The sequence below is a fragment of the Hymenobacter qilianensis genome (assembly GCF_014638675.1).
Taxonomy (GTDB): domain Bacteria; phylum Bacteroidota; class Bacteroidia; order Cytophagales; family Hymenobacteraceae; genus Hymenobacter; species Hymenobacter qilianensis.
This window is the reverse complement of sequence record NZ_BMFN01000001.1, coordinates 939,898-964,039: the sequence shown is the minus strand read 5'-3', so window position 1 is coordinate 964,039 and position 24,142 is coordinate 939,898. Positions and strand designations below refer to the sequence as shown.

The following is a 24,142-nucleotide window of genomic DNA, read 5'->3' as shown; positions in this document are numbered from 1 at the left end:
AGCCTTAGTAGTAGTGAAAGTCGGGGTGAGCCTGGGGCAGTAGCTTCTTGTCGATGACAATGCTCTTTACATCAAAATACAGGGCGGTTTCGGAGTTGATGTAATGGCCGGGGTCGGTGGTCAGCTCCCACTCCGTGATAAGTACCCGATGAGGCTTAACCCCGATAATGGGTTTAACTACTACATCCTCAATGCCTTTCGACCAAGCTGACTGTAATTGTGCCTCGCGGGCCAGAAGCTGCTGGTCGTACGCGGGGGCGCTGAATAGTAGTTCCTGCCAGGCCCGGCGAGGTATGCCTATCCAGCTAAATGCCCCGATGTATACCACTGGTCCCCAGCGCAATAACCAGTTGGGTAATTGCCAGGATACCGAACGCGCGTGGTAAGCCAGCCCGGCCCAGATAACTAACAAACCAGCCGGAAACAGAAACAGCAGCAAGCCATTGATGGCACGGTCTGGCGGCATCTGCTTCATCACGCCAATAAATAAGAGCATGCTCAGCCCGTAGCTTACCAACATAAAAAAAGCCCCCCAGTACCACGGCAGCCGGATAGTATTGCTCAGCCAGCCGCGCTGCTGCCAATAATAGGCCGTGGGCAGCCAGAGCAGTGTAGGTAGCAGCAGCTTGAAAGCCAAGCCTCGCCGCACCAGCAAGCGAAACATAGCACTCGGAGTATCCGGTACAGCTGAAAGGAACTGCCAAACCAGGTTTTCGCGGTTAGGATCTTTAGCGTACCCTTCAAACTGCATTCTCACATAGTTGCCAGGAGCTATCACGGTGATTATGGCCACCACCAAAGTCAGCAGTAATATGGTGCTCCACCACCGCACTTGGGGCCATTGCCGACGGTACCCATTCACGGCTAACAGCAGCGTCAGACCCAGTAGCAAATGCAGCATTGTCATTTCATTAGCCGCTGTGGCCGTTATCGCGCAGATGACAGCTGCTACCTGCCAGCCACCGCGGCTCCACGCCTTAGTCGTCTGTCGGGCACGTTCGGAGGCAATTAACACGAGCAGCAGTGTGAGCCCGGCAATATGGTAGACTATAGACCCCGTAAACCAGTAGATGGCCGAATACGGGTCAGGAATCATGTGCAAATAAAACAGCAGGAAGATGCCCGCAGCCAGCGCCGCTTGCGTGCGGGGTATTTGCTGCTGACTAAGCGTGCGCAAGCCCAGGTAAATGGTACCCAATGTGGCCAGCAAGGTGAGGGCAGGAGTCCAGCGAAACCCATCGTACCACCCGTAAACGAGCGGGTTGGCCGCGGTGACAAATAGCGAAGAAGAGAACCGGCCAGTCCAGCGCAGATACAGTTCAATCTGCTGGGCCCAGAGTCCGGTAGCGCGCACATTGGCGGCGTTGTAATAATCATCCATAAAGGGATGATTGTAGTAGCTCAAAAGCAGGAAAGGAAGTACTGCCGCCACCGTTACCAGTACAAGGACGAGCAATGGCAGGTGCGAAAAGGGCCGGGAAGGGATGGCCATACGTAGGCTTTGGTATTGCTTGAAGCTGGTAGTGCAGGCGAGATGCTTGGCGCAAAACTCGGCAATCAAAGCGGGAAAGATACAACAAGCGAACCGTCGTACTTTTGCCCCTCAGCTTGTCACTAGCTCATGCCCGCAGCCCCACAACCCCTACATCCCGGCGACTTCTATTTCACGCCTGAAGGCTATATGGTGTTCACCGAGCAATACCATCTGCGGCGGGGCCACTGCTGCAAAAGCGGCTGCCGACACTGCCCGTGGAGCTTTGGTCGTGAGAAAAAAAAGCCCCCCAGCGGCTCCTTGGGCAGCTAACACGCTATTTTTCAGTGGGCCAGTTTGACGTTGTCGGACTTTTACCGATATTTGCGTCCCTTTTTCCAGTACTGAAACCTCTAAGTTCCTGATATCATGGCCCGAGTTTGTGATCTAACCGGCAAGCGTACCCGCGTAGGCAACAACGTGTCGCACGCCAACAACAAGACGAAGCGCAAGTTTTACCCCAACCTACAGAAGAAGCGCTTCTACATTCCCGAGGAAGATGCTTGGGTTACGTTGAAAGTAGCTACCAGCACTATCCGCACCATCAACAAGAATGGCATCATGGCCACCTTGAAGAAGGCGAAGGAAAAAGGCTTCATCGTTTACTAAAGATTTTTCGGCAGTTTTAGGAGCCGGAAGACGCGACGGGTGAACTACCCGGCCCAAGCGCAACGTTTGGGCGCTATTCGTAGTCTTTCTTTTACTATGCTCCTTTCCTTGCCGAAAAATGCCCCCCGGCTGGTCCGTGTCGCTTGCGTAGCGATGCTGCTGGCGAGTTTTGCACCAGAGGTTAGCGCACAGCGCGCCGCTGGCTCCGACCGCCCTGCCGATTTTATGGACCCCGCCTTTCACCGGCAACGGAGAGAGCTGCTGCGACAAAAGCTGCCAGCTCGCTCCGTTGCCGTTTTGTTTGCCAGCCCCGTCCGCAACCGGGCCAACGATGTGGACTTTAAGTATCATCAGAACCCGGACCTTTTCTACCTCACCGGCTATGACGAGCCCGACGCTGTGCTCCTCTTATTCAAAGAGCCTCAGACGGTTGGGGGGCAAAGTGGCGTAACCGAAGCCCTGTATGTGCAGCCGCGCAACCCCAGGGCTGAGCAATGGACGGGTCGGCGCCTCGGCACTGAAGGCACCAAGCAGCAGCTAAAGATTCAATATGTAGCCGATAACAAAGAGTTTGCTGCCGCCAAACTACCCTGGAGCAGCTTCGAGCAAGTCATGTTCCTGGATCAGCCCCAAGACGCCCGTGATGATGCAGGCAACCCCGGCGATGTGTACAGCCTTATCCAAGCCTTCCGCCAAGGGGCAAATTTTCCCGCCGACTACAATCCAAGTCGGAGCGAAGCTTATGCGGTAATCCGCAAGTACGCTGGAACCCCAGGTGCGGCCAACTTGACGCCTTACCTGACCAATCTGACCCAAGAGCAGCCCCAGTTGGCTTCCGATCGCTACCTGCAAGCCTATTTGAAGGCCAGCACCGACGATGCCCGCAAGCAAGCAGTAGCTGCCTTGCCCACGTCGCGCCTCGACGGCTCTACTTTATCGGCGCTGCTGGATGAGATGCGGGAGGTGAAGACCGCGGAAGAGATAAAGCACCTGCGGCAAGCCATCCGCATCTCGGCAGTGGGCCAGCAGGAGGTTATGAAGGCTATGAAGCCGAACATGACCGAGATGGAAGTACAGGGCTTGCACGAATTTGTGTATAGAAAGTACGGTGCTGAATTCGAAGGCTACCCCAGCATTGTAGGCGCCGGCAACAACGCCTGCGTGCTGCATTACACCGTCAATGACAAGCCCCGCCTCGGCAACGACCTTGTGCTGATGGACTGCGGCGCTGAGTACCACGGCTACACCGCCGATGTAACCCGCACCATCCCGGCCACAGGTAAGTTTACCACGGAGCAGCGTCAGATTTATGAGCTGGTGTTAGCGGCCCAGCAAGCCGGCTTCGAGCAGTGCAAGCCCGGTAGCGCTTTCCGAGCCCCTGACGAGGCTGCCCGGAAGGTGGTTACGGAAGGATTGCTCAAACTAGGCATCATTAAAGACGCCAAAGAAGCTCGACAGTACTTCCCTCACGGCACCTCGCACTACCTGGGCCTCGATGTCCACGATCGGGGTACATATGGCCCTTTGCGCGCTGGCACCGTCATCACTGTCGAGCCCGGCATCTACATTCCCGAAAACAGCCCCTGCGACAAGAAGTGGTGGAATATCGGCGTGCGTATTGAAGATGACGTGCTGGTAACGGACAAAGGCTGGGAAAATCTGTCCAAAGAAGCCCCCCGCACCGTAGCCGAAATCGAAGCACTTATGGCTAAATCCAGCGCATTGGATGACTTTAAGCTTCCGGAGCTGAAATAGCCGCCTACTAAAGCGTAGAGGTGCGTTTACCACCTGCCAAAGTAAAAAGTAAGATTTACATTGTGCTGACCATTTGGTAATTCCGCAAAGGCTCGTACCTTTGCAGTCCTTAATCCAAAAACCCCCAGTCGAGATGGCTAAGAAAGGAAACCGGGTGCAGGTAATCCTGGAGTGCACCGAGCACAAGAACTCGGGCCAGCCAGGCACCTCGCGCTATATCACTACGAAGAATCGTAAGAACACTCCTGAGCGCATTGAATTGAAGAAATTCAACTCTGTGCTTAAGAAGATGACCGTTCACAAGGAAATCAAGTAAGCTGAGCAATGGCTAAGAAAGTAGTAGCAACCCTGAAAGTAGCGGGCGGAAAAGACTGGGCTAAAGTCATTCGTGCCGTGAAGTCGCCAAAAACTGGCGCTTACACCTTCCGTGAGGAAATGGTGCTCGTAGACAAAGTACAGGAGTATTTGGCCTCCGGGACTAAGTAATTCGGTGCCTTCGTGGCATTCCTGTAGTAAGTGAAGAAGTCCCGCCAGCAGTGGGACTTTTTTGCGTTGTAGCGCGAAGCTCCAGCTTTGCGCGTCGTTGCCCAATTAGTTTAGCTAGCTTGTGGTAACTATTTGCATGCAACGATACGCGAAGCTGGAGCTTCGCGCTACTTCCTCACCCATGGGACTTTTCGACTTTTTCAAAAAGGATAAAGAAAGCAAAGAGCAGCAGGAGTCGTTGGACAAAGGGCTGGAAAAGTCTAAAGCCAGCTTCTTCGACCAGCTCAGCAAAGCGGTTGTCGGCAAAAGCAAGGTAGACGAGGAGGTGCTCGACGACCTGGAAGGCGTACTGGTACACGCCGATGTGGGCATCGACACGACGGTTAAGGTAATTAAGCGCATTGAAGACCGCGTGGCCCGCGACAAGTTTGTGAGCACCAGCGAGCTGGACCGCATTCTGCGCGAGGAAATTGCCGAGCTGCTTTCCGAGAATAACTCCGGAAGCGCCGTCCTCGACCGCCCCGATACAGGTGCCTACACCGGCCCGTTCGTGATAATGGTGGTGGGTGTTAATGGCGTGGGCAAAACCACGACCATCGGCAAGCTGGCGCACCGCTTCCATTCAGCGGGCAAAAAAGTAGTGCTTGGTGCCGCCGATACCTTCCGTGCCGCCGCCGTGGATCAGCTCATAGTGTGGGGACAGCGCGTCGGCGTGCCCGTGATTTCACATGGCATGAACACCGACCCGGCTTCCGTTGCTTATGATGCCGTGCAGAAAGGTGTGGAAATGCAGGCCGACGTAGTCATAATTGATACGGCTGGCCGCCTGCATAACAAGGTGAACCTGATGAACGAGCTGAGCAAGATCAAGCGCGTGATGCAGAAGGTAATTCCCGATGCGCCCCACGAAGTGCTGCTGGTACTTGATGGCAGCACCGGCCAGAACGCCTTTCTGCAAGCCAAAGAATTTACCCGCGCCACAGAGGTATCTGCTTTGGCTATTACCAAGCTCGACGGCACGGCCAAGGGTGGCGTCGTTATCGGTATCTCCGACCAGTTTAATATTCCGGTACGCTATATCGGGGTGGGGGAGAAGATGACCGACTTGCAGCTGTTCGACCGACATACGTTTGTCAACTCGTTGTTTTCTAAGAAATAAGCTGAAGTACAAAAAAGCCCCCCAAGATTATTCTTACATAATCTTGGGGGGCTTTTTATGGTATAATTTGACTCTGCATAGCTAGCTCTATTGCTCTAACTCCACTTCGTAGAGTTGCACGTATCCTTCCTGTGCTACGAGGCGCCGGCGGGGAAAACGATCGAATATTCCGCTTTGACGCTGAGTATTAGTGGTGGTGAGATTTAAGATGAACCACGACCGTTGGTTAGGCTCCGGGCATATGCTGCTGGCAATTTTATAAGGATAGTAAGTTAATCCGAGTGGTACTTGAAAGTCGTAATAAAATGGGTATTGTCGAGCTAAGTGGTCATTGACAAATACATGCCCGCGAGTAGTAGAAGCCGGTAAGTACTTCTGAATCAGAAGCGCCTGTGAGAAGTAAGACGTTTCGCTCGATAGCAACATCGTGCGCACTGGCAATAAGGCCAGACTACCGGCCAGTGCCAGTGTTGTTAGAAGGGGGTAAAACGGAGTTCCGGTCTGAAACCACATCAAACTAACTTTTAATCTGGCTAGTAGAACCGATCCAGCAAAGTACAAGCCTAGTCCCCCGTACACCAGCGACATCAAATTGTGCATCCAAAGAGCCGCCACTAATAGAAGCACGCCAATCCAAACCCGGCCCCAGCCGCTGTTTACTACTTCCCGCAAGCCAAAGCCCGCTGCTATACACAGTGGCGGGAGCAGGGGTGTAGTCATGCGGGGTAGGAGTGTAATGGGAGTATACTGCACCAATGATGTGCTACCAAGCCAGTAGCAGGCCAGTGTAACCAGTAGCAAACCCAACCAGAACCCTGCTTCCGACGAAAGGCGCTTCCTGCACCAGCTGAGCGCGGCAACACCTGCCAGCAGAAACGCCGGAGCCAGACCTATCTCCACAAAAAATGCGATGGGCTGCCAGGTCAGACGCCCAAGCAGCTCATGTCGAAGGCCGTGCAAGTAGTTGCTGGACTTCATAAACTCATTTGTGCGCTCAATGAGGTGGATGCGGTAGAGGCTATCACCCGTTAAGGCATGATAGTACAGCAGATAGGCGGCGAGTAGCACGCCACCTAGGGCCACCGCAGTAAGCCAGAAACGGTAATTCTGTCGCCGGGCCATATCCCAAACCAGCACCACCAGGTAGAATGGAGCATAGTAGATAATGGTCTCTTTGCTAAGCAGCGCCGCGAAGTTGAACAAGGCAAAAAATGCCCCCCAGACGACCTCGCGCCGCCCGGGTTGCCGTCCGGTATATAGGGCCGTGGCGGCTGCAAAGCCCCAGAGCATGAGCAGATTATCAGGGTAGAGATACCGCGCTAGATCGAGCGTGTAGTAATGCAGGCCCAGGAGTAGCATTGTTCCAACTGCTACCATTGGCTGGCGTCGGCGGAATAGAACCCAGGCTAAAACGGAGCAACCTATTGTCGCTAGTAGCGGCCAGAGGGTGGTGGTGTAAATGTTGATGCCAAATACCCAGTAAAGCAGGGCTACCGGAGCAAACACCAGGTAGCGTTCTTTTAAAGAATCAAGCAAGCCCCGTGGATCTGGGGTGGCGGGGAAGGTGCCAGTCTGGAGCTGATACGCGTAATGAGAATAGAAAAAATCGTCAATGTTATTTAGCCCTTCGTGTGCGAAAAGGAAGAACGCGAGGGTGAAGAAAATAACGAAGACAAGCGTGTAGGTGGGCAGGCGCTGAAGAATACTCGTAAAATTCATGAGCAAAATAAGGGCAGCGTAGCCAGTTCTGGCCGCTGTGACTTGTTGGAAGCCTAAAGGTTAAATTACCATATTATTCCCTGTTGGCAGGTTTGTTTTATCGACTGTACAGGTTTTCAGGGCTTTGTAATAATGATGCAAGCTAAGCATAGGTGATGGAGGGTTGGCGGCAGTAGTAGCAGCATTGCGGGCAAGCAGGATTTTATCTCGGTGCTACTGTCAATGGATGTCGGGGGAGCGGGAGGCGGAATGAACGTTCAGCCTAGGAAAAGGCGTTGGCTCATGCGTACCTTTGCGCTCCCATTTTCGCGACACGCGGCTGGGGGCCAATTTATTCAGGATTAGGCGCTTCGGCCTATTTCTGGCTTACCCAATTGACATGAAAGTAAAAGGCACTCGGGCCAATAAAGTAAACGTCATCACACTGGGCTGCTCCAAAAATGTAGTTGACTCGGAAGTACTTATGGGCCAACTCCGGGCCAATCAGTTCGATGTAACCCATGAGGCAGCTACAAGTGATGCCAACATTGTGATTATCAACACCTGCGGCTTTATCGACAACGCCAAGCAGGAAAGCATTGATACTATTCTGCGCTACGCCGACGAGAAGGAAGCGGGCCGTTTGGAAAAACTCTATGTGACGGGCTGCCTGTCGCAACGCTACAAGTCGGATCTGGAGGTTGAAATTCCGCAGGTAGACGCCTACTTCGGGACGCTGGAGCTGCCGCAACTGCTGAAGACGCTGGAGGCCGACTACAAGCACGAACTGGTGGGCGAGCGGCTGATTACCACGCCTTCACACTACGCTTACTTCAAGATTGCGGAAGGCTGCAACCGTCCGTGCTCGTTCTGCGCTATTCCGTTGATGCGCGGCAAGCACGTAGATCGGCCGATGGAGGATTTAGTGCGCGAAGCAAAGCGCCTGGCTTCCATGGGCACGAAGGAGCTTATTTTGATTGCCCAGGACCTGACGTATTATGGTTTGCAGGCTTATGGCGAGCGGAAGCTGGCCGATTTGCTGCGCAACCTCTCCGACGTGAATGGCATCGACTGGATTCGGCTGCAATACGCTTACCCTTCGCAGTTTCCGCTGGACGCGCTAGATGTAATGGCTGAGCGCTCGAATATTTGCAAGTACCTGGATATGCCCTTGCAGCATATTTCAGATAACATGCTCAAAACCATGCGCCGGGGTATCAGCAAGCGCCGCACCATAGAACTGGTGGATACCATGCGTCAGCGGGTGCCGGGCATTGCGCTGCGCACAACACTTATTGCCGGCCATCCGGGCGAAACGGAGCGGGATTTTGACGAGCTATATGACTTTGTAGAGCGTACGCGCTTCGACCGGTTGGGCATCTTCACATATTCGCATGAGGATAACACGCATGCTTATTCGTTGGCTGACGATGTGCCCGCCGAACTAAAGCAGGAGCGCGCCGACCAGATTATGGAGCTGCAACAAGGCATATCCATGGAGCTGAACGAGCAGAAAGTGGGGCAGACTTATAAGGTACTGTTTGACCGCAAGGAGAGCGGCTACTTCGTGGGTCGCACCGAGTTCGACTCGCCCGAAGTAGACAATGAGGTGTTGGTAGCAGCTACTCCTGATACCCACGTTCGCCTAGGTGATTTTGCACCGGTGCTGATCCACGATGCCTCGGATTTTGATCTGTACGGTACTCTAGTGCGCTAAAATAGGCCGCTAACCCACAAAAAGCCCCCCAGAAATACTCTGGGGGGCTTTTTTGTGGGTTTATAGAAGCGACGGTCAGGCGCTACTGAAAAAGCATCCGCAGTAGGCCGGCTCGGTTCAGGCTACTTCTCTCCTGCCACCGTTGCCGGCGCCAAAATAGGTTCGGCCGCCGATGGAATGGGCGTAGCCGTGCGCGATTTGCCTTTTAATCGCAGGAATGGCATTTCGAAGAAACGGTAGCTTACCCAGGCCATTGCGGCGCTTATAAGTAAAGCCAGGGCAGAATACACAAACACGAAGCCCAGATCTTCCGGGCCGGGCCAGAAGCGGCGTACGCCTATCAGGGCTATTTGCAGACCGATAGGGTGGAGGCAGTAAAAGCCGTACGTGTAGGTGCCCCAGTAGGTAAGGAAGCGGTTGCGGCTCATTTTATAGAAGGACTCTGTAGCATAGTTCTGCTCCAAAATCACAAACACGAAAAACAGGCCCAGCACTACCCGGCGCCCGGTCAGTAGCACGGTTCCGGTTAGCACGTGCTCCTGAGCCAGAATGAGCGCTACGCCTACCATGTAGCCCGTTACGATAGCCAGCCGCGGCCAGCTGCTCACCCAGGCCCGGAAGCTGGGGCGGTGGAAAGCCAGCCAGGCCGCGCCCCCGCCCATAACCAAGTCAGAGAGCACCGAAAAAGTGTGCTGGTAGAGCACGTCGCCATCGAAGCGGTTGAGGTAGCGAAAAGCCAGGCTGAAGACAATGAGCAGCACAAACAACGCAAGCCGGGCACGCCGAAACAGTAACAGCAGGAGCGGCCAGAATAAATAAAACTGCTCTTCAATAGCCACCGACCACAGCACGTTCAGATTGAATGCTGCCGCCTCCGAGCCATCAAAAAACACCGCCACATTAGCCAGAAAAGTGACGTACCACCAAGGATTTGCGAGCTCATTCCATTCCTGACCCATTTTGGCTTTCAGCACGGGCATCACCAGAAAGCCGAAGGCTACGCAAGCAAAATACAGCGGCCAGATGCGCACAATGCGGCGGCGGTAGAAGGCCGGGATATCGTAGCGCCCCCAGTTTTTCTCTTCCTCCAGCAACAGGTAGGTGATAAGGAAGCCCGACAGCACAAAGAAGAAATTGACGCCCACGTGGCCGGTGCTAAAGGCGTTCAGGCCGTAGCGGTACACCGCCGTAGACTGCACCTCCGGGCTGGGCAGGTTGATGAAGCTATGAATAAGGAAAACGGCGAGGCACGCCACCGTCCGTAAGCCGTCGAGGTTGGGAAAGTAAGGACGTGGAGCCATACCAGGATACTAGGAATAAAGTAGAGGAGGCTAATTTACGGAAGGCTGGATATAGCGTTGATATACTTTCGGGAATAAAACGGACCCTATTTGAGACGTTTTGTAGCCTGCGCTGGAAGCTCTGCGCAGACAACTCCGGAAATAGCCCGTTACTTTGTCGGGCTTCGCTGGTTAAACCAGCTTATCAGACTCTACTCATGCACGTGACCACCCTCCCGTACGCCGCTACCGGTGCCTTTTCTGCTTTAGTTACCGATTATTTAACCCAGCACGCGGCGCTGAAGCCTTTTTACCACCACTTCCCCACCCTGGAGGCCTTTGGGGGGCAAATTGAGGAAAAACAAGCCAGCTATTCAGCCGAGAGCAGGGCGCGACTGGTGGCTAGTGTGCAGGAGCAGTACCAGGGAACAAATTTGCCCCCCAGCGTGGCCGCTAACATAGCATTGCTGGCTCAGCCCACCACGTTCACCGTTACCACAGGGCATCAGCTCAACCTGTTTACGGGGCCGTTGTACTTCATTTACAAGATCATAACCACCGTCAAGCTGAGCCGGCAGCTGAAGGAAAAGTATCCGCAGCACGACTTTGTGCCCGTGTACTGGATGGCCACCGAAGACCACGACTTCGCCGAAATCAACCATTTTCAGCTGTTTGGTAAGCGCCACGAGTGGCAAACCGAAAAGGTAGGCGGTCCCGTTGGGCGGATGGCGGTGGATGGCTTGGAGGAGCAAGTGCTCAGTCAGTTATCGGCGGATGTGCCCGCGGCTTTTGCGGAAGCTTACCGGAAATCATCGACCCTGTCCGAAGCCACGCGTAGCCTGGTAACGGAGCTGTTCGGCGAGATGGGTCTGGTGTGTCTGGATGCTGACACGCCCGCGCTCAAGCAGGCATTGGTACCCGCGCTGGAACAGGAAATCAGTGCGCAGGCGTCGTTTAAGGCGGTGCAAGCCACGAATGAGCAGCTTACCAATGCTGGTTACAAGCCCCAGGTGTACGCCCGCCCGCTCAACCTGTTTTTCCTGACCGACGAAGGCCAGCGCGAGCGAATAGAGCCCGAAAGCGACGCTTTTGTGGTGCGCAACACGGAACTGCGCTACACGACGGAAGAGCTGTTGACTTTGGCTCGCCAGCAGCCCGAGTGCTTTAGCCCCAACGTGGTGCTGCGCCCGCTGTATCAGGAGCTGCTGCTGCCCAACCTGTGCTACATTGGCGGCGGCGCGGAAGTAGCCTATTGGTTTCAGCTCAAGCAGGTATTCGCCGATAATAAAGTCCCCTTCCCGATCCTTTTGCTGCGCAATTCGGGGTTGTATATAAGCAAGCCCAACGCGGGTAAACTGCGCAAGCTGGGCCTCACTGCCACCGACTTATTCCAGCCGCTGGCAGAGTTGAAAAAGCAGGTCGGCAGCACTGTAGGGCAGGAGGAAGTAAGTCTGAAAGCTCAGCAGGACGCAATGGGGGGCATTTTTAAGGAAATAACCGACCTCGCACAGCGCCTCGACCCCACGCTGGTAAAAACCGTGGCCGCCGAAGCGCAGAAGGCTGCGGCCGGCCTCAGCAACCTGGAAAAGCGCCTCATCAAAGCCGCCGAAAACAAGCACGAAATCGTCTTTAGCCAGCTTACAGCTGTAAAAGACAAGCTTTTCCCCAACGGCGACCTGCAAGAGCGCGTGGAGAACGTGCTCAGTATTGTCATCAATAACCCTGAGTTTCTGCAGCAGCTTCTGGATTCCTTCGAGCCACTGGCGCTGGAGTTCACGGTGCTGGAGGAAGAGTAGAGCCGGCTTAGCTACGATGTCTTTAGTCGCTTGCCCAGTTTGCTGGGGGGCTTTTTGCTGAACTGTTTATGCTGAAAGCAGACATTCGTCGTAATTTTTTGGCTCGCCGCCGCGCGCTGTCTGAGGTTGAAGTGCAGCGGCGCAGCGAGGGGCTCGGCCAGCAGTTTTTTAGCCAGTTTCCGGTAGCTGACTGGCATTGGCTGCACTTATTTCTGCCGATCAGCAAGCAGCACGAGCCCGACACCTGGCTCTTCATCCGCCGAATATGGGACGAGTTTCCGCAGGTGCAGCTGGCCGTCCCCGTCACGCAGGCCGATGGGCAAACGCTGCGCCACTACCTGCTTATGCCTGATACCCAGCTGGCTACAAACCGATGGGGAATACCTGAGCCTGTAGAGGCGGAAGAAATGCCTCCCAGTGTGTTTGATGCCGTGTTGGTGCCGCTGCTGGCCTGCGACTTGGCGGGCCATCGGGTAGGGTATGGCAAGGGGTTCTACGACCGGTTTTTGGCGCAATGTCGGCCGGAGACGCAGCGGATTGGGTTGTCGTTGGAGCCGCTCATTCCCCAGATTACCGACGTAGATACCACCGATGAGCCGCTGACGGCTTGCATCACGCCCGAGCAGGTGTTTCGGTTTCGCTAAGGGCGAGGGGCCGCTGCGCTGTCCTGCGCAATTATTTCAACCCCCGTAATGCGGGCCTGACCCCAGGGGGCGATACTTATGTTGACCAGCAGGGGCTTGCGTGCTCCACGGCGCTCCAACTCCAGGCCGGTACCTTCGGGCACGTAGTAGCGCTCCAGGTTGTAGCGAATGCGCAGGTTGCGGCGCCAGCGGTCGGCTACCCAGCCGCGCAGCACCACTTGGTCGGCGGGTACGTCGGGTTTTTTAGCGTACACGCGTACTGCCTCGTAGGCCTCGCCGGCTGGCCGCAGCACCACATATACGGGGTCGCCCCGGCGCGGGTGCGGACCGGGCTCGCGCCATAAGCTGGTGGGCAGCTGACTGATAGAATAATTCAGGATAACGTAGTCGCCGTAAAGCAAATCGCGCGGGTCAATGGGCGTGGTGCGGAGCGTAATAACGCGGCCGTAAGCGGTGGTAGCGTAACCCGCCACTGCCACAGCCACAATAAATAGCACCTGCGCCAGAATCGTCAGCAGCAATAGTCGCCGCCGCCGCGCCAAGGGCACCTGATCTGATAAGAGCGAAAACATACGGTGCGATGATTAAAGGTGATTAGCGACTACTGGCGCGGGTATTGCGCCGCCGCAAATACCAGCTCAGGCCCAGCAGCAGCACGCCGCCAAGGAGGAAGAAAAGCGATTTATCCATGAAATCCCAGGTCAGCTTGAAGTACGCCGCCATTGTAGTCAGGATAAACAAAATGGTCCCCAGCGTTACGCGATCAGAGTTTTGCTCAGCTTGTGCCCGCCACAATACTGCTCCCGAGTACGCATACAGAACCACCAACGAAGCGACGGCCAAAGGCAAGCCACTCGGCAAATAAAAGCCCGGCAGCAGCAGCAGCCAATCGGTGGCGCTGCCCAGCCGGCCGCGGGTGCGCTTACCGGCCAACGACAGCGCCAACACTACCAGCAAGGCCGCAACGTAAGCCAGCAAGGGCGGCCGCAACATGCCAGCGTAGCTGCCTACTTCCCCATAAAGCGCCAAGCCCAGCATAAATATAAAAGCCGTAATCAGGGGCGGGCCTTGCAGCGCGCGGCCGGCGGGGCGGTCGGTTTGCCAGTCGCCGGCAGCGTAGATGAGCATAGCGGGCACAAAAAACCACGTGATTTTGGCGTGCAGATGCCCGATAAGTAAGCCCGCTTGCCAGAGCAGGCCGCTAGCCAAAACGCCCCCCAGCAGTATATCGGGGCGGCGCCACCAGTAGTAGCCCAGCCCGCCAGCCGTCAGCACGGCCGCCGCGTAGCTGAAGGCGCCCAGCTGCCCCGTAGTATAGCCCTGCACCACGCCCCCAATCACTACCGTCAGCACAAACAGAAACCGGCTGCGGTACAAGTACGTCAGCAACGTGCCCGCCACAGCCCAGGCCACGAGCCCCGTTACGTCGTAGCCGATGAGCTGGTACATCTGCCCGGTCAGAATAATAGCTGCCCCAAACAGAATCAGGCCCAAGCCAACCAAGCCAATTCCCACCGAGCTATTGCCGCGGCGCAGAAAAAACTCACCGCTGGCGTAAGCGCCCAAAAAGGCCCCCAGCAGCAGCCCAATCCGCAGCCACTCCGGCAAACCCTGCCAGTTGGCCGCTACTAAACTCAACGCACTCAGCCCGACCAGCAAACTGCCCAAGAGCGGCAACAAGCCGATAGCCCGCGCATCTTCCGGGTATAGCTCCAGCAACTGCCGATGCTGCTCAGGACTGATAATGCCCTTCTTTACCCAGTCCGGCCCGTCGGTTTCAAGAAGTTTGCGACTCATGGGTGGGGAAAGGTGAGGTAGTGAAATTGTGAAGTGGTGAAGGTAGGTAAGGAAGACAAGTTGATAAACATCACTCACCACTTCACAATTTCACTACCTCACCTTTCCGGGCTCGCGTCATTTCGCGCTTGCCGGGCGGGCCGGGTATTTTCTCTACTATCCAGCCTGCCGCTTTCAAACTGCGCCGAAAGCTGCCTTTGGCGCAATAGCTCACCAAAATGCCCCCCGGCGCGGTGGCCGCGAATAATTGGCTGAATACGGCTTCGGTCCACATATCGGGTTGCTTTTCGGGGGCAAATGCATCGAAGTAAACAACGTCGTAGTAGTCTGTGGGCAACTGAAAATTCTGCAAGGCCGCGTGGAGCTTTCGCAGTGTAAAACGCGGCGTAAGTTGCACTGCTTCATTCCAGGGCGCGGCATGCAGGCGGTAGTGAAACTCCTGTAGCTCAGGGTTTAGAATGTAGCGCTCCACGCCCAGCGCCGCAATAACGGAAGCGGATAGCGGATATTTTTCCAGTGTATCGTAGAGGATGGGCTGGGGCTCAAGTAGGCTGCGCTGCAACGTGAGCAGCGCATTCAGGCCGGTGCCAAAGCCGATTTCCAGCACCCGAATTTGCCCCCCAGAAGCCGCCAGAGCCGGCTCCAGGCCCGCCGTCAGGTACACGTGCTGCGCCTCCTGCACGGCACCGTGAGTAGAATGGTAGTGCTCATTCAGCGCCGGCACGTACAGAGTGCTGGAGCCATCTTGCGTCACCCGGACTTCTAGTTGCATAGTATGTTTGTTTAGTTAGAACGTCATGCAGGGCGGAGCATCTCGCGTGCTGATGTTACCATAGTATTCTAACGGCGCGAGCGAGATGCTTCGCTGCGCTCTGCATGACAAAACCTATTTACTTTCGCAAACATGGCCCGCGTAAAAGTAGCCTTACCCGACGCATTCCCGCTCACCGTGCAGATTCCGGTGCGCATCACCGACCTCAACTACGGTGCCCACCTCGGCAACGATGCTCTGCTCAGCATTTTGCACGAAGCCCGCGTGCAGTTCCTACAGCATTGCCAACTACCCGAATTCGACCCCGCTACCAAAATCGGCCTAATCATGGCCGACGTGGCCATAGAGTACAAAGGCGAAGGCTTCCACGGCGACGTGCTCCACATTCAGCTGGCCGCCACCGACCTGCACCGCTACGGCTTCGATGTGGTGTATTGGGTGAAAAACCAGGATGGTCGCGAAATCGCTCGGGCCAAAACGGGCATGCTGTGCTTCGACTATAATACCCGTAAACTGCGCAATTTGTCCCCCGAGATGGAAGCCCAGCTTAGTCTGCCCAGCGCATAATAATTATCTTTAACTATTAACCCTATCCATTCTCTTATGCATTGCTGCGTGCAGATACTTAGGCGATTAAGTTTATTGGTGAGCTTGGTTTTGATAACTGCATGGTCGGCGGTGGCGCAGGGTTCTACGTCAACAAAGCCTATTTTAGAAAGCCAGTATAATGAGTGTACGAAAGCATACACTTATGTGGAAAACATGCCCACGTATCTAGGAGGCAATACAAAAAATTTAATCTCAGACTTAGCTCGTGAATTTCAGGTAGCTAGCACGAAAGCTGGTTGTTCGCCCCCATCTCCTGTTTTTGTGAGGTTTACTGTTGACTCCAATGGTGCTATCTGTAATGTTGCTAGCGTTAATAACTCAGAAAACACTCCACACCCAAAGCTATCGGCGGCGTGCGAAGCTGCTCTGGTAGCAGCAGCCAATAAACTGCCTCGTTTCAAACCGGGCATGCAAAATGGGCGACGCGTAGCGGTTAGCTACACATTGAAGCTGGCATCAGCTCAATAACAGGCACAGAAGTCTATATTCTGGAACCCAAGCGCCTGTTACGTTGTATCTTTGCCCTATGATATCCTTGCCCGTACTTACCAAGCGCGACATCCGCAAACTCACCCCCGACGAGCTCAAAACCTTTATGGTGGAGCACGGCGAGAAGCCTTTTCGTGCCAAGCAGGTGCTGGAGTGGCTCTGGAAAAATACGGCTTCCTCGTTTGAGGAGATGAACAATATCAGCTTGACTACCCGCGAGCTGCTGGCCCAGCACTTTGTTATCAATGGCGTGACGGTGCAAAATCAGCAGCTCAGCAACGACGGCACTATCAAGTCGGCGTTTCGCCTGCACGATGGCAACATTGTGGAGGGCGTGCTTATTCCGCACGACACGCGCATGACGGCCTGCATCAGCTCGCAGGTGGGCTGCTCGCTGACCTGTAAGTTTTGCGCCACGGGCTACATGGAGCGCAAGCGCAACCTCGACGCGGCCGAAATCTACGATCAGGTGGTGCGTATTCGGGAGCAGTGCGAAAGCCAGTACGGCACGCCGCTCACCAACATCGTGTACATGGGCATGGGCGAACCGCTGCTGAACTACGCCAACGTAGTGAAAAGCGTGGAGCGCATTACCGCGCCCGATGGCCTGAACATGGCCCCGCGCCGCATCACGATCAGCACGGCCGGTATTGCCAAGATGATAAAGAAGCTGGCCGACGACGACGTGAAAGCCAACCTGGCCCTGAGTCTGCACGCGCCCAACGACACCAAGCGCAACGAAATCATGCCCATCAACGAAGCCAACTCGCTGGCGGCGCTAAAGGAGGCATTGCAGTATTACCACCAGAAAACCGGCCGCAAAGTCACTTACGAGTACATCGTATTCGAGAACTTCAACGACACGCTGGAAGACGCCGCCGAGCTGTACACCATCAGCAAGTGGCTGCCCTGCAAAGTGAACCTCATCGAGTACAACCCCATCGAAAACGCCGACTACCAGAACGCCGAAGCCGACAAAATCGTGGCATTCCACAAGTACCTGGCCGACCGCGGCGTGCAAACCAACATTCGTCGCTCGCGCGGTAAAGACATCGATGCCGCCTGCGGACAATTAGCCGTGAAAGAAAAGCCTGTAGCTGCCTAAGCTGACAAACAAAAAAAGCCCCCCAGAACTGCTCTGGGGGGCTTTTTCTTCTTTAAAGTTTATCAGTCATGGCTACTTCTTGCCTTTACTTTCATTGCTATCAAGACCCATTTTTGTAAGGTGATTTGGGCACTGCTCAGCCATAATGAAGGCAATCTTAACCCCAATCTTTTCCATCTCGGAAGAAGATTGGACGGTCTTTATGCCATAGAATATAGACAACTCCTCTAAGTGCTTAAGTATGGCTCCCTGCATGCACTGCTGCATAATCTCGAGGCGGGCTGAGGGCGTAAGTTGCGCAAATGTGGCTTTCGCTTGCTCCGTATCTAAGCGGTTGCAGATGTCATCTACCAGAACCGTTAACACCGGTTTTTCCTCAGGTGTGATGGTGGGCTTGTTTTTGGCCTCAGATAAACCCAACTGCATAACCAAGGGCTGGCTCGCTGGGCAGGTCTTCATTAGCCGCATCGTGGCTTCCCTACCCAACACTTCTCCTACGGCATTCATTTTTCCTTTACCGATCTTGTTTGTCGTCATCAAACTGCTCAGCTGATCGGTGTGCTCGCTCATGGTCGCAGTTACAATCTGAATAAACAGAGTTTTGCCTTCTTCTGGGGTTAAAGTCTTTAAAGGACGTTTTTTCTCCTCTTCTTCTATCTTGCTGCACATCGTAGCCGACAGAGATTTTACTAAGCGAGCTTGCCCCAGCGTATCAGCTATAGCTTTTATCTTGGTGGCACGAGCCTCGAACTGAAAACTTAGTAGGAGGATAAATAATAAGGAAGTGTATAGCTTTTTCATCCCCGCAAATTACAATATTCTGGCAATTGTATTGATATATATTAACTGCTCTGTTGCCTACTAATACGCAGCCAATTCTCGTATGTATTCCCTTTGAACACTCTCAGTAGAAGCGCTAACAATGGCAAGCTTTCAAGCTATATAATTCTGTTACTTCACCTTGCCAAACCGATACGTGACTTCCAGATAAGCCGGCACAACTATTCCGTCTTCGCCATCGGTGCCGTACAAAATGCCCAGGCTGCCGCTCAGCCGGGCGGCGGCAATGCGCAGGCCCGCCAAGCCCCCGAAGCCACCATCGACTATATACGTCTCATTGAGCAGGGACACACGCCGCGATATGCGGGTAGCACCGCCCAGCACCACTACCGGGCTGCTTTCGACTTCACCATCCGCAAATAAGTAGCCCAGCCCGAGCGTCACGTTATTGTCGGCGGTGCCATAGGTGCCGAGGCCGTAGCCTATGCCGCCCGTTTCGCCGAATACGCTGGCAAACAAAACGCCCGCGCCTACGCTGAACTTCTCGGTTACAGCAACCCCAACTTTGGGCGTCACGGCCAGAATATTCAGCCCCGCGCCCGGCACTAGCCCCACGAGCCCGCCAATGGCTATGTTATTGGTAATGCCGTAGTTGGCTCCTACAAAGAAGATGTTGATGTCCTGCACGTACCCCTCGCCTTGCCGCAGGGTGCGGGCGGTGGGTGCGAAAAAGAGGCGGGTGCCGTTGCCAACTGGTTCCCAGCCTTTTCCGGCCTGGTCAGAAGTGAGGGGCTGCATGGTTTTTATATTGGCCCGCTGCACCGTGATGCGCCCTAGGTCCGTGGTCTGAAACTCGTACTCCCCGGCCCGCTGGGCCACAAGCCGGCCCACAAAAGAAGTGCCCGTGCGAAGCTCAACGGAGTACATCTGACCCAGTGAATCAGGCATCCCGATTCTTGCGGTGCCAAAGCCAGGAGTAGCGCTCAGCATCTTCTGTCGCGCTTCGATGCTGACGCGCACGGCCCGAAAGTCATTGATAGTAAACGGGCGCTGCTTGATGCTGCCATCAAGCATGGTGGCTTGCAGCGTAATGGAGCTGTCAGGCGTCAGGCGCTGAATAAAGCGAGCCTCGCGAAAGTCATCAAACGAATAGAATGGGAACAGCCCATAGGTAATCTTTTCCTGCTTGTCAATTGACTCTCCTACGATGGGACTTACCGTCAGCACCCGGATCTGAGAGGAAGTAGTTTCTTGAGCAGCTGCCTTTTGCGGCGCAAAAAAGCCCCCCAGACCGAGCAGGAGCACAAGCAGACTATAAAGAGGTTTCATACAAATGAGTGCGTGAGGGCAGTGCCGTAAACGTACTCGTTTGCGTGAATATTTAAATACCGATACGTCTGAATAATCAGCCTTTTATTTTCGCCAGGTGCCTTGCGCCCGCGGGCGGCCTGTGCTGATTTCCTCCTTCGATTCGCCAATGGGCACTTCGCGTACTTCTATGCGCACGGCGTGCGCTTTGGGCTGAACTTTCTGCCCAAAGGCATCGGCAAACTCCTGGGTAAACTCGGCCCCGAAAAAGATGATGAGCGACGAGTAGTTGACCCACAGCAGCAGAATAATAACGGAACCGGCTGCCCCGTAAGCCGATGCCGGCTCGGCCTTGGCTATGTAGAAGGCAATCAGGAACTTGCCCAGTACAAATAGGGCCGCCGTGATAAAGGAGCCAATCCAGACGTCGCGCCACCGGATGATGGCATCGGGCAGGAAGCGGTAGATCATGGCAAACAGGGTGGTAGTAATGGCAAGCGATAAGGCCAGATCGAGCAGGCGAATAAAAAACACCGCTACCCCAGGCAACAACTGCTGCAAGTAATCGGTGAAGGCAGTGAGTACCGCGCTGACCACAAACGAGATAAGCAGAAGCAGCGCTACGCTCAAAATTAAGCCAAAGGACAACAGACGGTCGCGGACAAACTGCCAGATGCCGTTACGGGGCTTCACTTTCAGATTCCAGATATCGTTGATACTCTCCTGTAGCGTAACGAAGAAGGTGGTGGCGGCAAAGATCAGGGTAGCCACACCTATGAGCGAGGATAAACCGCCTTGCTGCGTCTGGTTGAACTTGTTGATGGAATCCTGAATGAACTTGGCCTCCTCAGCACCTACTATGCCTCTGATTTGCTGAAAAAGCTGCCCCGTAATTGCCTCAGGACCAAGCACAGCGCTGGCCGAGGTGATGACAATGAGCAGCAAAGGTGGCAGTGAAAATATGGTGTAGTACGACAGCGCCGCCGCGTGGCGAAACGAGTTGTTCTGCATAAATTCGCCAGCCGTAGATTTGAAAATGCCAACGATGTCGGAAAGGCGATAAGGTGTCATAATAAAGGGAAAGCGAGCGATAAGCCTGAATGTACTGGCTACTAGTACGGGCTAGTCAGGCTATGCGTTCGGTTCAGACTTCTATATGTCCACCCATGCGCGCTTCCCGTATAGATGCGCCCGCACCCCACCTATCAAGCAAAGCTCAACGCTAGGCCGGTATTTTTCACATCTTCTATCTTCTTGTTAATGAAGGCTTTTTGTCCTTTTCTGCGCACCGTTGGCTTCGGCCTGGCGGTTACTCTTTCGCTTTACATGATGAGCTGCCAGCGAATTCGCGAGGTGGCCACTATCAGCGCTACGCCGGCGTATCCGGCTGGCCAGGGCTTCGACCTGGCGGGCTCTGACCCCCGTGCTATTGCCATTGCCGACACCGTAATGGCCCGCATGGGCGGCTACCAAAACTGGCAGAATACCCGCTACTTGGCGTGGAGCTTTTTTCGGGGCCAATACCAGATCTGGGACAAATACACCGGCGATTTTCACTGGGAGCAAGACAGCTTAGTAGCCAATTATAATCTGCTTACCCGCACTGGTAAGGCCTACAAAGGCGGTAAAGAAATAACAGATACACCTGGCGGTCAGGAGCTGCTGGAAAAAATGTATCCGGCCTGGGTGAATAACTCGTGGTGGCTGATTATGCCCTTCAAACTGAAAGACTCTGGCGTGACGCTTACCTACCGCGGCTTGGGTACGACCTTCGAAAACGAGCCTGCCGACATCCTACAGATGACGTTTAAAGATGTGGGCGTGACGCCCGAAAACCGCTACGAGATTCGGGTGCTGCGCAGCAGCGGGCTTGTGCATGAGTGGTCGTACTTTGCCAAGGCCGATGACCCCCAGCCGGCCTTTCGCCGTCGTTGGAGCGACTATGCGCAGCACGGCAACATTCTGCTGGCCTCCGACCGCAGCGACCCGACCAAGCCCGCCCGCATCACCGATATAGCTGTTCGCCAAACTGTTCCGGTCGGCATTATGGATAGCCCGGTGCCGGTGCAGAAGCTGAAAAGCTCACTATAAGTAGTGTCTGGGGGGCTTTTAGCGAAGCTCTAAGACTTCACTAGCTCCCACCGCAACGTCTCAATAGGAGCTTCGCGCAAGCGGGCCGATAGCTCCGCATCGTCCTTAAATTGGAGTTGTGCTAGGCTACTCGCTTCCACGCTCACCGTAAAGTGAGAAGCCGCAAACGGCCAGGGCGTAATGGTCACGGGGCCGTCGGCGGTGGGGCGTGCCACGTCGTAGCGCCGCCCATCGGGGCCTTGGCTAATTTCGAGGGCGCGGCCCATTTCAGGTAACTCCCGACGACAGAGAATCAGCGAAAGACGGTCGCACCACTGCATGAGGTCGTAGGCTTGTTGGGCATCAGCTTTATTGATGCCCAAGCCCTTGCGCCAACGCTGCTGATTGGCTTTTTGCTCATCCAGGAAAGCGTCCAGCTCCTTTTTTTGCCCCCTGAGCGATTCGTACAGAAAGCTCAGATGCATGCTAGTAAGCAAGCTGCGCCACTGGCCCTGAAAACGCGCGGCCCGGAGTACGCCGGTAGCTTGTTCCATGGAGAAGTCTACCATCGTGAAATCGGCGGGGGCGCCGGTGGGGGTGAGGCCATAATGGCCGTCCCAGGGGCGCTGCTCGTCGTCGTGCTGGGCAATGGCGGCTAGTAGGCCCACCCAGCGGTCGGTGGGGCCAAACGGGGGCCAGTGCCACGCCAGCTGCGCCGCCAGCAACGCGTGCGACTGCTGGTAGACAATCTGCCAGCCTTGGGTGGTGTAGTTGACAATCATGTGATATAGGTCCGAGTTACGCAACAGGAACGCACTATGAACGAGGAGGTTTTCGAATGTGCCTAAATAACAACGCTCTACCGGGTCGCGGTAGAGCGTTGAAAAACCAATCTGTAGAAAGAAGCCAATTCAACTGACGCTGCTCACCGCAGACATATATTTTATTAGCTGGTCAGCCCAATAGGCTGGTAATTCGATAATAACGCCACCGGCTTGAAACTTACCGTCGGTGTATTTTTTTTCGCTGGAGCGAGTGAGTTGCCAAGCAACTGGGGCCTGCACTATCTGTATTTCGGTATATGGGATCTGTACTGCTACGGAAGAGCTCATCATATTTCGGATTACCACATCCTGGGCGTTGAATATGATCTTCAAATCGTAGTTCCGAGCCCCAACCCAGCCGGATATTAGCTCGGTAATATGCACGTTCTCCTCGCTACCATATTGGTCGTGCAGTTGGCGCCAGCCCGGCAGAAGCGGATTCGTCGGGTAGCGAATAGCTCCCAGGCGTATTAGTACTCTAATGAGCTGGTAGAATATATAGTAAAAGCCGACTATTATTAGTAGCTGTACAACTCCTACTAGCACCTCGCCCAAGCTCATAAATCATTGCTGCTTAGCGGCTCTCAGCCACTTGCGGCTCGGCTTGGTGGAGGTGCAAGAGCATGTCAGCCGTCATTTTGTCTAAATCAAATTCAGGCTGCCAGCCCCAATCCTGGCGGGCGCGGGAGTCGTCGATGCTAGCAGGCCAGGAGTCGGCAATCTGCTGGCGCGAATCGGGCTTGTAGGTTACCTCAAAATCGGGCTCGTGACGCTGAATGGCGGCCGTGATTTCGGCGGGAGAAAAGCTCATCGCGCCCAGATTATAAGACGAGCGTATTTTGATTTGCTCGGCCGGGGCGTGCATCAAGTCCAGGGTGGCTTTGAGCGCGTCGGGCATATACATCATCGGTAAGTACGTGTCTTTCTGTAAGAAACACTCGTAGGGCTGACCGGCTACGGCTTTGTGGTAGATATCCACGGCGTAGTCGGTGGTGCCGCCGCCGGGCAGGGTTTTGTAGCTGATCAGGCCGGGGTAGCGCAGGGAGCGCACGTCGAGGCCGTGGTTTTTGTGGTACCACTCGCACCACTGCTCCCCGGCCAGCTTGCTGATGCCATACACCGTGCTGGGGTTCATAATGGTAAGCTGGGGGGTGTTTTGGCGGGGCGTATCCGGCCCGAACACGGCAATAGAGCTGGGCCAGTACACTTGTGCCACCTTGTATTTCACCGCCAGATCGAGCACGTTCAGCAGGCCGTCCATATTCAGGCGCCAGCCAAATTCCGGGTTTTTCTCCGCCGTAGCCGACAGCAGGGCCGCGAGGTGATAAATCTGCTTGGGACGATACTGGTCAATGATGGCTTCGAGACGGGGACGGTCGAGCACGTCGAGCAGCTCGAAGGGGCCAGCTTCCTGCAACTCAGGCTGCTGGGGCCGGCGCACGTCGGCGGCAATTACGTGGTCGGCGGCGTAGCGCTGGCGCAGAGCGTGGGTGAGCTCGAAGCCAAGCTGGCCGCAGGCACCAATAACGAGAATAGTATCGCTGGGGGTGGTTTCCATGCTGAGAAAAAGGGAATGTGGGTGGGGTGGGGCTACAAAGATACCGGGTCGGGCGGTTATGCCAGTATACTTGCCCGTAGGCAAGCTCGGCAACGCCCGCTCCGCAACTCCCGTGCCCAGCCGAAGCTCATCGGGCAGAAGCAGCCACTTTTGTC

Annotated in this window: 23 protein-coding genes; 12 read left to right on the top strand and 11 right to left on the bottom strand. The window is 55.0% G+C overall.

Annotated features, from left to right (window positions below):
• Positions 1 to 4: 4 nt before the first annotated feature.
• On the bottom strand, positions 5 to 1,492 hold the full coding sequence (locus IEW06_RS04085; RefSeq protein ID WP_188547497.1) for a DUF6056 family protein: 1,488 nt from the start codon (positions 1,490 to 1,492) through the stop codon (positions 5 to 7).
• Between the two features lie 129 nt (positions 1,493 to 1,621).
• On the opposite strand from IEW06_RS04085, the gene IEW06_RS04080 reads away from it, so the two are divergent.
• The 6 genes from IEW06_RS04080 (at position 1,622) to ftsY (ending at position 5,540) form a co-directional block, all read left to right on the top strand.
• The gene (locus tag IEW06_RS04080) at positions 1,622 to 1,804 is read left to right on the top strand and encodes a C1orf53 family protein (protein ID WP_187733777.1); all 183 of its coding nucleotides are present in this window, start codon (positions 1,622 to 1,624) and stop codon (positions 1,802 to 1,804) included.
• A 96-nt stretch (positions 1,805 to 1,900) separates the two neighbouring features.
• A complete protein-coding gene (gene rpmB / locus IEW06_RS04075; protein ID WP_133271380.1) occupies positions 1,901 to 2,140 on the top strand; it encodes a 50S ribosomal protein L28 in 240 nt (79 codons plus the stop codon).
• 96 nt (positions 2,141 to 2,236) lie between these two features.
• Positions 2,237 to 3,895 (top strand): aminopeptidase P family protein, encoded by a 1,659-nt coding sequence (locus IEW06_RS04070; protein ID WP_229743032.1) that lies wholly within the window; start codon positions 2,237 to 2,239, stop codon positions 3,893 to 3,895.
• Positions 3,896 to 4,028: 133 nt separating this feature from the next.
• Positions 4,029 to 4,211 carry a 50S ribosomal protein L33 gene (gene rpmG, locus IEW06_RS04065; protein ID WP_044510387.1) on the top strand — a complete coding sequence of 61 codons (183 nt, stop codon included), beginning with the start codon at positions 4,029 to 4,031 and terminating at the stop codon, positions 4,209 to 4,211.
• An 8-nt stretch (positions 4,212 to 4,219) separates the two neighbouring features.
• On the top strand, positions 4,220 to 4,381 hold the full coding sequence (locus IEW06_RS04060; protein ID WP_133271382.1) for a DUF4295 domain-containing protein: 162 nt from the start codon (positions 4,220 to 4,222) through the stop codon (positions 4,379 to 4,381).
• A 181-nt stretch (positions 4,382 to 4,562) separates the two neighbouring features.
• A complete protein-coding gene (ftsY, locus tag IEW06_RS04055; RefSeq protein ID WP_187310277.1) occupies positions 4,563 to 5,540 on the top strand; it encodes a signal recognition particle-docking protein FtsY in 978 nt (325 codons plus the stop codon).
• Between the two features lie 87 nt (positions 5,541 to 5,627).
• Here the strand turns inward: ftsY and IEW06_RS04050 are convergent, their stop codons facing one another.
• Positions 5,628 to 7,259 carry a glycosyltransferase family protein gene (locus IEW06_RS04050; RefSeq protein ID WP_188547495.1) on the bottom strand — a complete coding sequence of 544 codons (1,632 nt, stop codon included), beginning with the start codon at positions 7,257 to 7,259 and terminating at the stop codon, positions 5,628 to 5,630.
• A 379-nt stretch (positions 7,260 to 7,638) separates the two neighbouring features.
• Here IEW06_RS04050 and rimO point away from each other — a divergent pair, with 379 nt between their 5' ends.
• Complete coding sequence (gene rimO, locus IEW06_RS04045; RefSeq protein WP_187733780.1) at positions 7,639 to 8,955, top strand: 30S ribosomal protein S12 methylthiotransferase RimO; 1,317 nt, start codon at positions 7,639 to 7,641, stop codon at positions 8,953 to 8,955.
• A 122-nt stretch (positions 8,956 to 9,077) separates the two neighbouring features.
• Here the strand turns inward: rimO and IEW06_RS04040 are convergent, their stop codons facing one another.
• Positions 9,078 to 10,256, bottom strand: coding sequence for an acyltransferase family protein (locus IEW06_RS04040; RefSeq protein ID WP_187733781.1), 1,179 nt, complete (start codon positions 10,254 to 10,256; stop codon positions 9,078 to 9,080).
• 197 nt (positions 10,257 to 10,453) lie between these two features.
• Here IEW06_RS04040 and bshC point away from each other — a divergent pair, with 197 nt between their 5' ends.
• The gene (gene bshC / locus IEW06_RS04035; RefSeq protein WP_187733782.1) at positions 10,454 to 12,031 is read left to right on the top strand and encodes a bacillithiol biosynthesis cysteine-adding enzyme BshC; all 1,578 of its coding nucleotides are present in this window, start codon (positions 10,454 to 10,456) and stop codon (positions 12,029 to 12,031) included.
• 68 nt (positions 12,032 to 12,099) lie between these two features.
• The gene (locus IEW06_RS04030; protein WP_187733783.1) at positions 12,100 to 12,675 is read left to right on the top strand and encodes a 5-formyltetrahydrofolate cyclo-ligase; all 576 of its coding nucleotides are present in this window, start codon (positions 12,100 to 12,102) and stop codon (positions 12,673 to 12,675) included.
• Here IEW06_RS04030 and IEW06_RS04025 read toward each other — a convergent pair.
• From IEW06_RS04025 to mnmC2, 3 genes are all read right to left on the bottom strand, one after another.
• Positions 12,672 to 13,247 (bottom strand): GDYXXLXY domain-containing protein, encoded by a 576-nt coding sequence (locus IEW06_RS04025; RefSeq protein WP_187733784.1) that lies wholly within the window; start codon positions 13,245 to 13,247, stop codon positions 12,672 to 12,674. The two genes, IEW06_RS04030 and IEW06_RS04025, sit on opposite strands and share 4 nt — an antisense overlap.
• Positions 13,248 to 13,269: 22 nt before the next feature.
• Positions 13,270 to 14,472: a DUF2157 domain-containing protein gene (locus IEW06_RS04020; protein WP_188547493.1), complete on the bottom strand. Its 1,203-nt coding sequence runs from the start codon at positions 14,470 to 14,472 to the stop codon at positions 13,270 to 13,272.
• Positions 14,473 to 14,554: 82 nt separating this feature from the next.
• Positions 14,555 to 15,244 carry a tRNA (5-methylaminomethyl-2-thiouridine)(34)-methyltransferase MnmC2 gene (mnmC2, locus tag IEW06_RS04015; protein ID WP_187733787.1) on the bottom strand — a complete coding sequence of 230 codons (690 nt, stop codon included), beginning with the start codon at positions 15,242 to 15,244 and terminating at the stop codon, positions 14,555 to 14,557.
• Between the two features lie 132 nt (positions 15,245 to 15,376).
• Here mnmC2 and IEW06_RS04010 point away from each other — a divergent pair, with 132 nt between their 5' ends.
• Both IEW06_RS04010 and rlmN read left to right on the top strand, forming a co-directional pair.
• The gene (locus tag IEW06_RS04010; protein WP_187733788.1) at positions 15,377 to 15,811 is read left to right on the top strand and encodes a thioesterase family protein; all 435 of its coding nucleotides are present in this window, start codon (positions 15,377 to 15,379) and stop codon (positions 15,809 to 15,811) included.
• A gap of 568 nt (positions 15,812 to 16,379) precedes the next feature.
• Positions 16,380 to 17,447 (top strand): dual-specificity RNA methyltransferase RlmN, encoded by a 1,068-nt coding sequence (gene rlmN, locus IEW06_RS04000; protein ID WP_187733790.1) that lies wholly within the window; start codon positions 16,380 to 16,382, stop codon positions 17,445 to 17,447.
• A gap of 72 nt (positions 17,448 to 17,519) precedes the next feature.
• Here rlmN and IEW06_RS03995 read toward each other — a convergent pair whose 3' ends face one another.
• The 3 genes from IEW06_RS03995 to IEW06_RS03985 form a co-directional block, all read right to left on the bottom strand.
• Positions 17,520 to 18,248 carry a hypothetical protein gene (locus IEW06_RS03995; protein WP_187733791.1) on the bottom strand — a complete coding sequence of 243 codons (729 nt, stop codon included), beginning with the start codon at positions 18,246 to 18,248 and terminating at the stop codon, positions 17,520 to 17,522.
• A gap of 150 nt (positions 18,249 to 18,398) precedes the next feature.
• Positions 18,399 to 19,556 carry a hypothetical protein gene (locus tag IEW06_RS03990; protein WP_187733792.1) on the bottom strand — a complete coding sequence of 386 codons (1,158 nt, stop codon included), beginning with the start codon at positions 19,554 to 19,556 and terminating at the stop codon, positions 18,399 to 18,401.
• An 84-nt stretch (positions 19,557 to 19,640) separates the two neighbouring features.
• Complete coding sequence (locus tag IEW06_RS03985; protein WP_187733793.1) at positions 19,641 to 20,606, bottom strand: YihY/virulence factor BrkB family protein; 966 nt, start codon at positions 20,604 to 20,606, stop codon at positions 19,641 to 19,643.
• Between the two features lie 189 nt (positions 20,607 to 20,795).
• On the opposite strand from IEW06_RS03985, the gene IEW06_RS03980 reads away from it, so the two are divergent.
• Complete coding sequence (locus IEW06_RS03980) at positions 20,796 to 21,626, top strand: hypothetical protein (protein WP_187733794.1); 831 nt, start codon at positions 20,796 to 20,798, stop codon at positions 21,624 to 21,626.
• Between the two features lie 29 nt (positions 21,627 to 21,655).
• On the opposite strand, the gene IEW06_RS03975 is transcribed toward IEW06_RS03980, so the two are convergent.
• Together IEW06_RS03975 and IEW06_RS03970 are read right to left on the bottom strand one after the other, a co-directional pair.
• Entirely contained in the window at positions 21,656 to 22,387 is a 732-nt protein-coding gene (locus IEW06_RS03975; protein ID WP_187733795.1) for a DUF3891 family protein, read from the bottom strand.
• Positions 22,388 to 23,003: 616 nt separating this feature from the next.
• Complete coding sequence (locus IEW06_RS03970; RefSeq protein WP_187733796.1) at positions 23,004 to 23,987, bottom strand: NAD-dependent epimerase/dehydratase family protein; 984 nt, start codon at positions 23,985 to 23,987, stop codon at positions 23,004 to 23,006.
• Positions 23,988 to 24,142: the final 155 nt, after the last annotated feature.